At 39.9% G+C, this 14,396-nt stretch carries 17 protein-coding genes; 6 read left to right on the top strand and 11 right to left on the bottom strand.

Features of this window, described 5'->3' with window-relative positions; translation table 11 throughout:
- Positions 1-296 precede the first annotated feature (296 nt).
- A complete protein-coding gene (locus GCA01S_RS11095; RefSeq protein WP_071997951.1) occupies positions 297-737 on the top strand; it encodes a JAB domain-containing protein in 441 nt (146 codons plus the stop codon).
- Between the two features lie 192 nt (positions 738-929).
- On the top strand, positions 930-1,412 hold the full coding sequence (locus GCA01S_RS11090) for a hypothetical protein (protein ID WP_042409999.1): 483 nt from the start codon (positions 930-932) through the stop codon (positions 1,410-1,412).
- Positions 1,413-1,723: 311 nt separating this feature from the next.
- On the opposite strand, the gene GCA01S_RS11085 is transcribed toward GCA01S_RS11090, so the two are convergent.
- Positions 1,724-2,161, bottom strand: a complete 438-nt coding sequence (locus tag GCA01S_RS11085; protein WP_042409997.1) for a hypothetical protein — start codon at positions 2,159-2,161, stop codon at positions 1,724-1,726.
- Positions 2,162-2,636: 475 nt separating this feature from the next.
- On the opposite strand from GCA01S_RS11085, the gene GCA01S_RS11075 reads away from it, so the two are divergent.
- Both GCA01S_RS11075 and GCA01S_RS11070 read left to right on the top strand, forming a co-directional pair.
- Positions 2,637-3,014, top strand: coding sequence for a hypothetical protein (locus GCA01S_RS11075; protein WP_042409991.1), 378 nt, complete (start codon positions 2,637-2,639; stop codon positions 3,012-3,014).
- Between the two features lie 161 nt (positions 3,015-3,175).
- The gene (locus GCA01S_RS11070) at positions 3,176-3,679 is read left to right on the top strand and encodes a hypothetical protein (protein WP_042409989.1); all 504 of its coding nucleotides are present in this window, start codon (positions 3,176-3,178) and stop codon (positions 3,677-3,679) included.
- A gap of 17 nt (positions 3,680-3,696) precedes the next feature.
- On the opposite strand, the gene GCA01S_RS11065 is transcribed toward GCA01S_RS11070, so the two are convergent.
- From GCA01S_RS11065 to GCA01S_RS11020, 10 genes are all read right to left on the bottom strand, one after another.
- Entirely contained in the window at positions 3,697-5,208 is a 1,512-nt protein-coding gene (locus GCA01S_RS11065; protein WP_042409986.1) for a hypothetical protein, read from the bottom strand.
- 17 nt (positions 5,209-5,225) lie between these two features.
- Positions 5,226-5,888, bottom strand: coding sequence for a hypothetical protein (locus GCA01S_RS11060; RefSeq protein ID WP_236927538.1), 663 nt, complete (start codon positions 5,886-5,888; stop codon positions 5,226-5,228).
- A 14-nt stretch (positions 5,889-5,902) separates the two neighbouring features.
- Complete coding sequence (locus GCA01S_RS11055; protein ID WP_042409983.1) at positions 5,903-6,946, bottom strand: conjugal transfer protein TrbL family protein; 1,044 nt, start codon at positions 6,944-6,946, stop codon at positions 5,903-5,905.
- On the bottom strand, positions 6,939-7,205 hold the full coding sequence (locus GCA01S_RS11050; protein ID WP_042409977.1) for a hypothetical protein: 267 nt from the start codon (positions 7,203-7,205) through the stop codon (positions 6,939-6,941). Before GCA01S_RS11050 ends, GCA01S_RS11055 begins: the two co-directional genes overlap by 8 nt.
- A gap of 20 nt (positions 7,206-7,225) precedes the next feature.
- Positions 7,226-7,774: a hypothetical protein gene (locus GCA01S_RS11045; RefSeq protein ID WP_042409975.1), complete on the bottom strand. Its 549-nt coding sequence runs from the start codon at positions 7,772-7,774 to the stop codon at positions 7,226-7,228.
- Positions 7,771-8,805 carry a peptidoglycan DD-metalloendopeptidase family protein gene (locus GCA01S_RS11040; protein ID WP_042409973.1) on the bottom strand — a complete coding sequence of 345 codons (1,035 nt, stop codon included), beginning with the start codon at positions 8,803-8,805 and terminating at the stop codon, positions 7,771-7,773. The genes GCA01S_RS11045 and GCA01S_RS11040 overlap by 4 nt, the downstream gene beginning before the upstream one ends.
- Positions 8,802-10,655: a VirB4 family type IV secretion system protein gene (locus tag GCA01S_RS11035; RefSeq protein WP_042409972.1), complete on the bottom strand. Its 1,854-nt coding sequence runs from the start codon at positions 10,653-10,655 to the stop codon at positions 8,802-8,804. Before GCA01S_RS11035 ends, GCA01S_RS11040 begins: the two co-directional genes overlap by 4 nt.
- Positions 10,656-10,671: 16 nt before the next feature.
- On the bottom strand, positions 10,672-11,718 hold the full coding sequence (locus GCA01S_RS11030) for a hypothetical protein (RefSeq protein ID WP_042409970.1): 1,047 nt from the start codon (positions 11,716-11,718) through the stop codon (positions 10,672-10,674).
- Positions 11,719-11,730: 12 nt separating this feature from the next.
- Positions 11,731-11,955, bottom strand: coding sequence for a hypothetical protein (locus GCA01S_RS11025; protein WP_042409968.1), 225 nt, complete (start codon positions 11,953-11,955; stop codon positions 11,731-11,733).
- A gap of 156 nt (positions 11,956-12,111) precedes the next feature.
- The gene (locus GCA01S_RS11020; protein ID WP_042409967.1) at positions 12,112-12,741 is read right to left on the bottom strand and encodes a hypothetical protein; all 630 of its coding nucleotides are present in this window, start codon (positions 12,739-12,741) and stop codon (positions 12,112-12,114) included.
- A 239-nt stretch (positions 12,742-12,980) separates the two neighbouring features.
- Here GCA01S_RS11020 and GCA01S_RS11015 point away from each other — a divergent pair, with 239 nt between their 5' ends.
- Both GCA01S_RS11015 and GCA01S_RS11010 read left to right on the top strand, forming a co-directional pair.
- The gene (locus GCA01S_RS11015) at positions 12,981-13,583 is read left to right on the top strand and encodes a DUF3967 domain-containing protein (RefSeq protein ID WP_042409965.1); all 603 of its coding nucleotides are present in this window, start codon (positions 12,981-12,983) and stop codon (positions 13,581-13,583) included.
- A gap of 388 nt (positions 13,584-13,971) precedes the next feature.
- Positions 13,972-14,396: helix-turn-helix domain-containing protein (locus tag GCA01S_RS11010; protein WP_042409964.1), on the top strand; the 425-nt coding region annotated here is incomplete at its 3' end.

Below are 14,396 nucleotides of genomic sequence, written 5' to 3'. Positions count from 1 at the left end.
AATGCGTTTTATTTTTTTACCTCCTTCCCAAGTACGCTCCTTCCTTTGCCTCTCCCCATTATAATTTTTGCTTGTTAGGCGCGTAAAGGGTCTGCGCTCTTCGGACGGCTTGGGGAAGCCAAGTCGGCTAACCAACCCTAAAAAGCATAGCTTTTAAGGCTTGCTAAGTCATTGGGCTTCCCGCAAGCCGTCAGCGAATCGCTTGATACTTCGTATGCTCCACTTCGTTCCGCACCCTTCTACCCGCCTTGCGCAAAAATTCCCCCGTCGCCAAACAAAGAAAGGAGTGTTCGACCATGGAAAAAATCTACGAAATCCAACGCATTAAACAAGTCGTTCAGGAGGTGGAAGCTCGATACATCATCCGTTGTCCGGAGGATGCAGCAAGAGTTGCCGCGCATTTCATCGGCGACGATGACAGAGAAGTGTTCTTCGTTATGTGCCTCAATACCAAAAACGAAGTCGTTGCAGTTCATCGCTGCCATATCGGTTCTCTCAACGCATCCATCGTTCACCCAAGAGAAGTCTTTAAAGCAGCCATCCTCAATAACGCAGCTAGCATCATCGTCGCACATCAGCATCCAAGTGGTGACGTCACTCCATCGAAAGAAGATGTTGAAATGACTCGACGGCTTGCAGAAGCCGGAAGGATACTAGGGATTGAAGTTCTCGATCACCTAGTCATCAACTACAAAGCAGAATACACTTCCCTCAAAGAAAGAGGATTCTTTTCCTGAAGGAAGGTCTTCCTCCTTCCTTCTTCTTTTTCTTTCTTCCCCTTTCTCCATTTTTGAATAGCATCGAGCTTTTCAAAAATGGGCTGTTTTAAAGCGTTGCAATAAAACAGCCATTTATTTTAGGAAAAAATGTTGTGATATACAACATTTTATGCTATTATTGTAGTAACTTACAACAAAGAGGTGGATTAAATGAAAAATACTACACAAAAGATCATCAATCAATTTCCTCAATTAAAACCTTTACTGGATGAATCCAATAAAGAAGTATTGAAAACTTCCTCGACATTAAGTGAGTTAGAAAAGACATTTTTGCAATTGGCTCGATTCTTTGAAAAACCGAATGAGGAAGCATTCTCGCTCCAATTACTATATCAGCACCTTGAGGATGAATGGCTGGAATTTGCGTTGCAACTAATCGCGGAATTCTTCAAGAACGAAACGCATTTAATCAAAAACCCTAACTTCTCGATCATTAGAGACTCCCAGGACTATTACACCCAAAGTGATTTTGCACGTTATCTGGAGGATAAAGGAATTCATTTTCCACAAAACAAGATTGCTGTTTACCGCAAAAGAGGAAAGTTTCCTAAAGAGGATTTATTAATCGCTGGAACTCCGTATTGGTCAAAATACACCGTTGAAAGCTTTGCCAAGCATTTATTGGAGCAATAGAAGCAATGATCGAGGAAAAAATATAGCAAAATTTTGATTGAACAATGGGGTATACGTTTTAAAAAGCCATAAATGCCCTATAGAGACGTTTTTTCTCTTCCGAATATAAAACCATTACTTTGCGGTTGAAGACGCGTTATACGCCAATCTGAGAATCCGTTTTTTTTAAAGGGGTGCTGAAAAATTCAGGATACCTCCCCTTTTCGCCTTCCGTGAAAGTATCGCTCGCAAGTCCACTACAAAACCATGAAAAAAGAGGGCCAAATGCCCTCTGGATGACGAAATACAAATCATTTACTTTCCATCAAAAATCACCACTCACTGCGGGATGCCGAAATTTTGCCTTTAAAATAGTAAGCTGGCCAACTATCAACAATATCCACATAGTACGTTTCTGGAATCATATTATAGAAAATAACCGAACCTTCATAGCCATTCACGTAATACTGACCAAACTTTTTAAATGCTGTACAATTTCCGGTCGACGCACTGCACAATCTTACAGATAATCCGGATAAATCTGCCGGGCGTTTTGCGTAGTTGTTATTGTAGTTAACATACCAGACATCATAGACGTAAATAGCGATAGCACGTTCAGTTGAAGTAGCATTCACGGTCAACTCATATTTTCCATCTTCTGTCCGCCAAGAAGCAGGGCCAAAATTAGCAACAGCATGCGCCTGCGAAGTGAAGAAAACACCAAATGCCATCACGAAGGCTCCAAGCGACGCCGCCAGCTTTTTGAGCATACGGAAAACCTCCTCGACGATATGATTATACTTCTATTCATCAATATATATTGATTTTCGATTTATAACAATATTTCATCAATTTAAATTTATTGAAATATTTTGTACATAAAAATATGCGCATTTTGGAAACAGCTTAAGAGAACAGATCACTCAGAAGCTCTAGGATGAACCCTAGGGCTTTTTATTTTTTTCGCCCTTTTGCCTTCCGAATCGTAAAACAACGCAAGCCGACTAACCTTCTTGGCCGGCAGGACACCCGAACCTTTCCGACCAGAAGGTAAGTCGGCGAGCCAAACAGTCAAGGGGCAAAAAACTTTTTCCTTTGATTGAAAAGAATGTAGGAAAAACTTTTTTGCTGAAACCCTTGACTGTTTAGCTATGCGTGTTTTGCGCTTCTCCATGCCAAAAGGGCGAAATTGATCCCCCTTTGGAGAACTGAATCAATTCGGAAGGCAAAAAGGAGGAAGAACGAATGAGTGTAATGCTAATAGGTCAAGAAACGTTTGAAAGAGTAGGCAAATTCTTAAAAGCCTGGAAAGGTGAATCGGATGAAGTAATATTTGCTCGTTTAGTTAAATGGGAATCTTTAAATCGTCAAAACTTTGAGCGTAGATACTCAGAACCGGTTAATTTTCCGGAAATGCAAATTCGTTCGATAAACATATCCTTACAACCATTAATTAGTCCGGAGCAAATGTTGAAAAGCTTACAGTTTATTCATTATCAATGTTGTGACTATGCTGATGAAATTGACCCAGTGACACTAAAGGAAATTGAAACGTTTATAAAAGAAATTCAAAAGGATTTTACAATAAACCAAACATTTTTAGAGTTCTGCTCTTGGGGATGATGGGGATTCCTCTTCCCTTCCCATTTAGTTGTTGTATGACTTCTTTATAACGCTTTGAATTACGGTGTTCTTCTTTTTCCTCTTTGCGAACGAACCATTTCTGAACTCATTCGGAAGGAAAAGGGGCTTTTTCAAAAGAATGTATAATCGGAGGGAGAGATATGAAAACTTGCCCATACTGCGGAAGTGGAGTGCAAAATCACCATCATCATTATTATTGTGGTTTTTGCAAAATGAAGCTTGATCGAAGCGAAGTCCAGGAGAACGGAAAAAGAAAAAATCTCCTTCCTCAACAGCACCCGACGATCGAAGACGCTAAAAAACCCACTCCCGAACTGATGAAACTATCCACTGTCGAATTACTTTGCCTTTTAAAATTGGCACGAAAAGAACGATCAGATACGTACAACAACCGGTACATCTTTATCCAGGCGCTGAAGCAAGGAGCAAAAGAATTTTCTGATGCAGAACAGTATACCTATAAAGAATACGAATACTGGACGAGAAAATGCTTTATCATCGAAAACATCCTTCGCGAACGAATCGGATACATCCCTAAGAAAATCAATAAAGAGTTTATCCAGAACATGATACAACGGATGCAGCAACCCGTGAAAGACATGAACATCCAGCCTCCCAAAAAAGAAGTGGATAGGGTGAAGTAACCGCCCTCTCCACTTCTTTAGATGTTGTTGATCGCTGCTTCCAGCTTCTTAATTTGTTCGTTCAGTTTTTTCACTTGTTCATCACGTTTTTTCGCGTCTTTTTCATTTTTTTGCACCTGTTGCACCTGCATTCTCAAATCCTCGACTTGTTTTTTCTTCATCTCGAAATCCTGGACTTTCTGGCTCAGTTCAGGAGATTCCGCAGCCAATTTTTTAGCTTCATCCATTCTTCCCAAATGAAGATATGCGCTTAATAATTGTTTTTCCTGTCTGTCGGTCATTTTCACTTTGTCTTTTAATCGGACTACATCTTCCCATTTCTTATCTAAAAAAGCGACCTCGAAATTAACAACTGGATTATCAATTTTACTTTGCAGCGTTCGTAGATCGTCGTACTTTTGATTACTGATTAAGTCGTTCACGACTTCTTCCGCATATTCCGGCTTCAGCTTAATCGCTTTTTCGGACTGTCCTGTCTCTTCATATAGACTCAACATCACTTTTTGGTCTTTCTTGCTCAGATTATCAAATCCCAATCGCTCCAATTGATCTAACGCTTTTTGTTTGTCTCCCGTAATTGCCTGCCGGTAAATACCGATGAGCTTGTTAGATGGAATGACTTCTGTCTGTTCTTGTTTAGCTTTTGCTTCTTCAGGCTTGGAAAAATCAAATGCCCCTGTTGAGTTTCCAATGAGAATGACCAAAGCGAGTGCCGAAGCAGAAAGATACACGTATTTATTATCCCAAATCGACTTTTTCTTTTCATATGGTGCCGAAAGATTCGATTTTTTCTTGGAGAAACGCCAGACTGGCTGTTCAACAGTAGCAGCCGTTTCTTTTTTTGTGTTCCATTTTTTCTTAAAGGCCTCAAAGACGCTTGGTTTCGGCTGTTCTTTTTTCTCCTGTTCTAACTGACGTTCAATTTCCAAGATCGTATCTTCTACAACTCGACCGATTTCACTAACGGATTTTCCGTGCAAAATGTTTTCCGCAAAACGGATGACGATCTCCCGTTGATCGATGAAATCAATCCGTCTTGGTTTCCCCAACACACGATGAAGCGTCGTCAAAGCCAGGATAATCGTTTCTTTTAGTCCGTCCACTACATCTTGCGATACATGAATCGGATGTTTATCGAATCCAAAGATGAACGTTTTAATTTTTCCGTCCGTCAAGTCCACGAGAAGGCTATTTTTATCCCACAAAACTGGTGTCTGTTCAATATTTTTCGCCAGTTCGACTAACGAACGAAGATAGTATAACTGTTCCTCAAAAGGAAACTGCCGAATATAGTGAAAAGCCTTCATTTCCTCTAACTGGAACGTAAAACAGAAGCGATTTCGTACTAATTCGAGGTTGTTTGCAAACAAGTAATACGGGGAGTCCATTAGTTCTTTTCCTTTTCTTCGATATGCCTCTTCCAATTCATCTAGTTCACTGGCTTCTGTATATGCAATTGGAATAAAATACCGAAGTTCGTTTTGTTCCACTTCGACCTCGCCATATTTATTAATGGTGAATTGTTGCATGATCGATCTCACCTCACTCATTGAATATTCAGCTCTTCTTTGACTTCTTGTTCTATCTCCTTGCGGTTGTGCTCGTCATAATAGGCATCTTCATCTTTTGCCTCCAAGTCCATGCCTTCCAACATTGGCGCGTCCAAGATATAAATCTCTCCGTCTGTTGTTTTAACAAATCGGATGACAGAATCATGTTTTACTCCTTTAACCGATATATACGAGATAGGTAAATTTAGCTCATGAACATCTAAATACGTATAATAAATCTCTCTGAAGTTATCACCTAATTGGAAACGATCTCGACGAAGAATTAATTTACTATCTTCTTTCGTACGCTCAACAAAAGTCGTATTGTATTCTAAATTTATAAATTGTGTATCTGGATGGATCAATTTTTGTTCACGAGCTTTTTTGGTTAATTCTTCGTAAACTGCTTTATATCGATCGTTGGGATAAATAGAACGACCATGAAATTCCGTGAGAAGGACAATGAATTTTTCAGCTTTTTCTTTCGCGATTTGACGATCTTTTTTCGTAAAGACGCTTTCTGCTTTTTCTTTCGAATTGTCTTCTTTCGCCTTTGTTTTTTCCTCTACCTTTGTACTTTGTACTTCTTTTTGATTGTTCTGACATCCAAACAGGAGTATCAATGAAACAGCTGTGCCGATTATCATCCATTTTTTCATGTCTATCATCCTTCCTATCGTCTTATTGCCACTTTGGCAATGGTTTTCACCCCAGACATAACCGAACGGGCTGAACCGGTACTCAATCCCCATTGACCCAAGAGGGATGGCAACGTTACAGCGAGAATAAAAAATGCTGTTCCGATAAATAAATTGGTCGTATCACCAAAGTATTGCGGTCTCTCAAAAAAGCGTTGCAGCCCAATTGCCGTAGCGATCAATTGCAAAGCCAACGTGAGAAACGCGCTGATAAATTGTTTGAGCCAAAAATCGAAGAAGTTATAAGTATCATTAATTTTCGTAACAATAGCAATCGGGCCAACAATATACAAGATCGCAACCAGAGCGATTCGATAGAAAAACTGTAGCGCTAGAACCACCAGAATGATTCCGATGACTAAGACAGCGATGAAAGCAAATACCCCAGGAGAAAGCAATATATTGGAGATCATATTCAATACCATATCCTTAGTTTGAATTGTATCAACAATCTCAGACATGAGCTTTTCTTGGAAGTTTAAAATCCAATGGATGATGGATTCGTACAAGAACAGGAACACACAGATCACAAAGATGCTTACAAGTTTTTCGTTCATGACAATCGGACCGTCATTCGCATCAGCCATGCGGAGACTCATGATCTTCGTCATACTAAACACAATAAAGATCGCCAACACAGTTTTTGATAACGTGAACAGCCCATCTTGGTATCTTTCATACAACGGATTCTGGATGATGTCTGTAGGAGAAATGATCGTCTTTTTCATGATTTCTTTAACGAATTCCAGCGCTGAAACGCCTGTTTCAAAGATGAATTTGTAGATATGACAAGTGACCTGAAATTTCCCGCACTCAATCGTTTGACTGTTTTGATCATAGTTTTTTAGAATCTCAATATAAGCACTTGACGATCTATTCTCATCATCTAAATTTCCTGGCTCTTCAAAAAATGTTTTGTTATCTTCATAAAAATCCCCCTTTTCCGCGAAACTTGCTGTTGGAAAGATCACCAAGGACAACAGAAACGCAACGACTAGGACTCGAACAAATTTAGCCAAAGATTCTCCCCCCGATCTCTAGCAAAAGCAAAATGAAGATAAATAAGATAACTGTCCAACCCGCCGTCAATCGATATTGATACTCCCGAATTTCTTCCTCCGTCATTTCTGTGCGATACGTGAGGAAAAACTCTCTTTTCTTTCGCTCCACCGGCTTTTCATACAGCTTAAGTACAAAAGAGAAAAAACGATCGTAGACAGCGAGTATTTTTTGCGTGATCTGATATATCTGTCTACGCCGTTCCGGCGTTAGCTTCACTTTTCCCCTCCCCCTTTTCTTTAATTTGCTTGGCCAGCTTTCCGCAGCGCTTCTTCAGCTTGTTTCCGCAACATTTCGTCCCGGCTGTCTTCAAGCAAAGCCATATCTATATGATCGACTTTCCACTCCCCAGCGTCTTTCACCCAATGAGAGTTGACCGTTAATGTATGAATATAGTCATCACCGTATTGATTAGGGTCATCTGTTTCATAGCGAATCTGTACAATGGCATACGATTCCGCCTCATCATCTTTATTTTTCTGTTTTTTTGTGAACAGCTGATGAATTTTAAATTCGTTTATTTTCGCCATGTTTTTTTCCGTTGGTTCTCCATGCTCTTTCAGGCCAGCTTCATATCGCGCCAGTTGTTCTCCGGTCAGATACTTTTTATGTTTCCCATAAACCAACGCTTCGATAAAATCCTCTGATCGTTGATTCAGCTTTTCAATGTCTTGATACTTTTCAATTGTTGCTTTGGCTTCCTGAAGGTCCGTATACAAGAGGAAGCTAAAGCTTCCTGCAATCAATAGAAGAGCGATTAACACAAGGTTAGTAACGGTGATTCTCATTCATCTTCCTCCTTATTTGCTGGCTGGAAGTACGTCATTGGGTCTACTCTTTCACCATAGATGCCGCCTAGCTGAACCTCAAAATGCAAGTGGTATCCCGTTGAGGAACCGGTTGTTCCGCAAGTACCGATCTTCTGTCCTTTCTGCACCGTGTCTCCTATGTCTACATCAACATGTTCCATGTGGCCGTACAAGGTGAATTTATCGCCGTGGCTGATAATGACATGGTGCCCGTATCCGCCACCATATCCGGACTTCACGGACACTACAATTTGCCCCACATCAGCTGCATAAATCGCATCGCCTCGCGAACAAGCGAAGTCTGTTCCCTTGTGAAATTCCGTTCCGCCTCCGAACGGATCACTCCGATATCCAAAATTGGACGTGATGCTCATCGAACCGGTAGGCAGCGCGAATTCTCCTGTCCCCATGACTTCGCAGTTCATCGAGAGGCCACCTAGTTCATTTGCAATCTTGGTGACCACCGGAACCCAGTTTCTGTTCAAATTTGTCGGGTCATTGTTTGCTCCAATAGGAGCATATTTCGCTCCGATCTGTTGAATCGTTACTAATCCTTGAGATATATACACTCGATAGAGGTTTCCTGCCATAAAATCGATGCCGTCTTCCAGGCTATCAAATACTTTTAACTTTCCCGTGCTTGGATCCATAATACCACCAGGATTGTTTTTGTTTTTCACGGCAGGGGATGTTCCGTATCCTGTTTCATGCAACGCAATGGCGATAAGTAGCACGGGATCAATGCCGTATTTTTCAGCTGCGTTCATAAATACTTCTTTTTTTCCAGTGAATACTCCGGCGTTAGATAGTACTTCTTCAATCCTTGCTTCATCCACATTTCCCTTCGTACACATTGCTACTCCGCCTGAGATATTGGAGAAGCTCTCTTCTTCCCCGAAAATAGCGTTACTGATGGCACTAATGAGTACGATGATAAACAGAACCCCTGCCCCGATCCAAATCAACGGACTTGCTTTCCAAAGAAGTAGAGAGCGTATGACATCTTTCATACGATCAACTCACTTAAACTCTTCCGTTCAAACCATAGTTGTTTTTCAATATCGGTCAGCTGCACTTCCAATTTGATTTTTTTCGAGCCGACAAAATAGATGCCCTTACCTGCTTGCTCGTCTTTTCGCCCTTCAACGACCGTTAGTGTCGTTCGCTCCTCTTCAGAGAATTGATGCCCAAGATCTTTTTCCAGGAAGTTGATTTCTACTTCTTGCATCGGCAGATACAAACGTTGAATGGCTTGCGAAATCACGGCTTCCCCGTAGTTTCGTTTATCATCTTTCGCGGACAGAAAGTCTTTAATAGACTGGGTAGCCGGTGTCACTCCGCAGTTAAACGATCTTAAGACTTTCATCATGAAATACACGTATTCCATCGCCAGAGGCACTTTCGGGTCAGCGATGATATGCGCCTCGTCAATATACACTTGCGTTGGTCGACGGTCTCCGTTTAAAATGTCATAATTGATGTGCGATAATAAATTGAAGTACACTACTCGTTGTGCTTTTTCCCGGTTTTGAAGGTCAAAAATATCATAAGCGACAAGTGGATTAGAAACATCCACATTGGTATGCCCATTGAACACTTTGGCAAACATGCCTTTCGCATAAGCGTGCAACGTGGTATGGAAGTCCCTTACGTGTTCATACTCTTCAGGGGTTGTTTCCTTGATTTCTTCAAGAAAATGATAGAAGTCTTCCATGATCGGAACGTCCGTTAACGTTAGTGCATTTACGTCTGTTTCTTCCGTGATGCCAAACTTGGCGTACAGCTCAATTAATAACTTCGACAAGACATCTTCCTGCAAATCCGTCATCTGCGGATACATAAGGCGGAACATCGTCAACAAGGTACTGATTTTAGCAATCAGTGGATTTCCTTCTTCTGTTCCATGTTGATTCTTCGGAATGTCAAACGGATTGATGATGTTCCCGCCTTTTAAGCTGATTTTCACCCACTCGCCGCCGAGTGTACGAAATATCTCGCCAAATTCTCCTTTCGGATCGATCACAATGATTCTGCGTCCTAACATGTACTTCCGCATCATATCTTGAAAAATGTAAGTGGATTTTCCCGAACCGGAAATACCGATCACAAATTCATGACGGTTTAGCAGCAAATCGTCGTCCACGATTACCACGTTGCCGGTCGTCATGTTGCGACCTTTGATAATGCCTTTTTCATCAAAAATCTCGTTTTCGTGGAATGGAAAGAAATAAGAAACAGCCTCGGCATTCATCGGGCGATATGTAAGATCATATACTTTGTTTTTGCCTATTGGCAGAAAGCTGTCAAAAGCGTCTTTCATTCTTGTTGTTGGGGTTAATGTCTTAGCAAACGGGCCAACAATGGCCTTGACTTGTTGAGTTAGTGCATCTAATTCTTTGAGGTTGCTTGCGACGATGTGAATTAACATTTGGAACATGAACATTTTTTCGTTCTTGAAACTCAGCTGATGAAGCAACATTCTGGCACTGTCGATCTGCGCTTGTGCTTCGGCTTTTCCTGCATCATTGACATATTTGGAATATAGTTTCTGACTGTTTTGCTTAATGCTTTCTGATAGATGTCTCCGCACTTCTGAAGAATCATACTCCATGATGTATTGAATGACGCTGATGTTATCGCTCAAGTCATTCAAGCGTTGAATGTATTCCTGCACAATAATGGATGAATACTCTACAACAACAAGTGTTCGGGTATAGTTCGTACCCGAACGGACATAACTCTCTTTTTCTTCGATACTGTCAGGAGAAAGCAAATTCAAAATATGTTCATTAGCGTTGTAATACGATTCCTCCAAACTCTCTTCTTTCTTTTTTCGGAAAAAAGGAAGTGTAAGTCTCATCGTCCTTCCCCCTGGCTTAAATGATTTTCTCCGTTACTTCTTTCTCCCATTTCTTTTTCATCTCTCTATATGTCTCTTCCCCCAGTGTGATCGGGAATGTACTTGTTTTGATTTCCGCATTGACTTGTGCATTTTCGTAGTCAACACAGGTGTAGATGAGATGGAATAACTCTTCGTTGTTTAAGACTTCTGCTTTCAGCTGAAAGCGACCGCCGAGCATATTCTCGATTTGAGAAACAAGGATTCTTGCTTGTCTGTCGAGTTCCTCTAGTACACTTTCTCTGTTTTGCACTGTAAACGGTTTTGAGATAATGACATATCGGTTTCGAGATACCATGTTCTTAGACTTTTGAATATCGTCGATAAAATCAAGATATCCTTTCGCCAACAATTTTTTCGCCATATCTTGTTCTTGGGATGTCTGCTCTTGGATGAACAGGAAGTAGTTTTTCAAATTGACTGGTTGCGCGATCTGGCTGATTTGGAGCGTCAGATTTTTTGGAAGGTCGTTGAGGAAAGTTTCGTATGCTTGAAAAATCATGCGTTTCTCTTTGTTATTCAACAACGAAAGATTGATGCTCGACACTTTAATCACTTTAACTAATCTTTTATCCGTTGTCTCATAGCAATCCGAATAAATGTTAGAAATGCCGAGCTGTTCACGAACATCTTTTTCCTTCTTCTTTCCCATCAGATCACCCTTTGTGTAAACAAACAGTTTTTGACGGTTGTTGTACTTAATGCGCCAAACAATCCGGTGTTCGAAAAACGAAATGTTCTTCCGATCGGGATGTTGAATCGTCAGCAACAGTAAGAACGTTGCCCAGGGAGCAAAGCAGACAATCACGTTCTGCGAATTAATGCCGATTCCCGTTCGATGGATGATATACAGTGCCACAATGCCAGCAATCAGTAAAGGAAGGGAGATCAGCACGTCTCGATAACGAATGAAAGAGAGTAAATACTTTCGGGTATCAACGTTTAGAGGTAGCTCTATCTTCCCCTCTTCCCGCAACTGTTCCCTTCGTTCAGCAATTGACTGTGTTTCATATGCCAAATTCATTCACCCCTCCGATTAGAGGTTGCTTTGGAAGTAGTAAACGATCGGGCGGGCAAGCAAAAACACAATCAACCCAGAGATGCACAAAAACAACCCCCGTTTGAACTTTGCTTGGTTTTCTTCTCCACCAAATGCCGCCAATAGACCACAAATAAGAATCCCAATGGCGAACAAGGTGATAAATGTAGACGTTATGTCTCCAAACAAAGAATTCAATAGCCCTTGAAGTTGGTCAAACATACATATTCCTCCTTTTTAAATTTTTAAAAATTAACTTATTATCCTAAATTTTCTGACGCAATTTTTATACTAGCCCCTCCCTCTTTTTTAATCTAATACAATTTTATCAGAATAAATTGGAAATGTAAAGAAAAAACAGCAAAATTTAGCTGTTTTTTACAAAGATAAATCTTGACAAATCTGAGCTGCCACCAAGTTAAGAAAAAAACGATAAGACACATTCATCTCGATCGCCTTTTTTCGAATCATATCCTTCACGTTTTTCCCTAAGGTTAAATATAACAGCTCTGGTTCTTTAATATGGAACGACTTTACAGTTATTTCTTTATTTAAGATGTAGTATGAGAAGAGACTGTTGATAGAAATATATTGTTTCTCACAATACTCTACAATTTTATCTTTCACTGTCTTATCGAGCTTGATCTGCAAATAGTCTCGTTCCGTATTCACTTCTTTCTCCTCATCTATTTCATCTTTTGTTATGAAATAATGGTAATAACGATAGAAGTAGTCACAGATCAAGTAGCCAAAGAATAACCTTTTTGAAATACCATATCTAGATATGCGATCAATTTTTTCAGCAACGTGTTCGTTAATAGTCACGGTAGTCGCGTAATCCAGCTGAATAGATTCTTTTAACTTTTCAATCTCATCCTGAGTATATGACTTATTAAGAATATCTGTTAGAGCAATGGAAATGACATTTCGTTTGCTTGTTCCCATTTTTTTTGCTGCTAATTCGATAAAATGATTAATTTCTTTATTGATGAAAATATTTAATTTCAAGAAATGTCCACCCCTCCCAAATTAGCTCTTTTATTCACCTAAGAATTTTTCGATAACTACAATTAATTAAATAAACAAAAATTGTATTGGATTTTTATTTATATCTAAAAAATACCATTTTTTTTATGTGAGTTCAAACAAGACTTTCAACAAGATCAAAGTAGAAAAAAATAATGTCCTATGTTATAAAGGATTCGATATGGATTGTATCGAATGTATATCGTATGAGGTGAAGACGAATGAAGGAATATTCTACAAAAGATATAGCTAATATCGTTGGTATAGCGACTCCAACTGTTCGCAAATATGCTCAAACACTCGAAAAGGCAGGTTATACATTCATAAAGAATGATCAAGGATTTCGCATCTTTACCGATAAGGATATTCAAATATTTGAACGTATGAAAGAAATGTCTAATGATACAGGGATGCCAGTAGATCGGATCGCATCAATGCTTGTAAATGAACAAAAAAATGAAGTATCTGATACGATTCGTATCGAATCGGAAGTCGCTACACCACTAGAAAATGAGTTGAAAATTATAGATGAAAGCGATATAGATCGGATTGATCGTCAATATGAAGCGTTATTGAAAGAAATCCAGGAACTCAAACAAATGGTAATAGCGCAACAGAAATATATAGATGAACGATTGAATAAACGAGATGAGATGCTTTTGAAATCGATTCGAGCGCTACAGGAACAAAAAAGAGCGATGATTGAAGGAACGCAAAAACAAGAGAAAGTCACGTTGGAGACAGCAGCGACAACGGAGGACAAAACAACAGAGGACAAGAGGACAAAAAAACGGGGATGGTTGTCACGAATTTTTGGAAAATAAATCTTGTCGCGACACAGGAAGTAATAGTAAAATATAAATAAGTTAATATAAACGGGACAAAATAAAAGAGCTTCCAAGCGTGTGTAAGTGGTGCTGCCAACACCCTTACACCGTTCGCCGTACCCGACCTACGGCAAACACCTGCTCGAAAGCTCCCTCATTAACCATGATATGCTTTGTCTTCATTTTAATGCATATCATTGGCTAATGCAAGGGGTTATCCTTGGAAAATCTCGTTTTCCATATATTTTGACTAAAGGACAAGAGTCTCTTTTCCATAAATTAAAGGATAAGAGCGTAGAGCGTGTTTGCTGTACTAAAAAAGTGCGGCGGCACGCTCTTTTGTTTGTCCCGAAAAATTCGGGAGAAACGGGAGGAAAACGGGAACATGATGAAAGACGTCATTATTGATTTATTACGTTCGGATGGCTCAATTGTAGTGAATAAACGCTTGGCCAAAGCCATTGGATTGATGGAAGCTGTCGTTTATAGCGAAATTGTTAGCCTGTATAAATATTGGGCTAGTCGAGGAGAACTGGTAGACGGTGAATGGTTTTTCTGTACAGATGAAAAACTCTCAGAAAATACAACAATTCCAGAAAGAACAGTAAGACGAAAAGTAGCCGAATTAGTCAAGCTGGGTCTTATCGAAAAAGAACTAAAAGGCTTGCCAGCTAAAATCCATTATCGTATAACCGATAAAATTTTTGAGGTTCTGGGGTTATGGCCGACCAAGGATGGCCAAAATGGCCAACCTGATAAAATCAATGTTTCTAGCGATAAAAATGCTGAAAAACCGCATGGTTATCAGGT

Source organism: Parageobacillus caldoxylosilyticus NBRC 107762, assembly GCF_000632715.1.
GTDB lineage: Bacteria > Bacillota > Bacilli > Bacillales > Anoxybacillaceae > Saccharococcus > Saccharococcus caldoxylosilyticus.
Note: the sequence above shows the minus strand (reverse complement) of the source record. Positions and strands in the feature narration are given on the sequence as shown.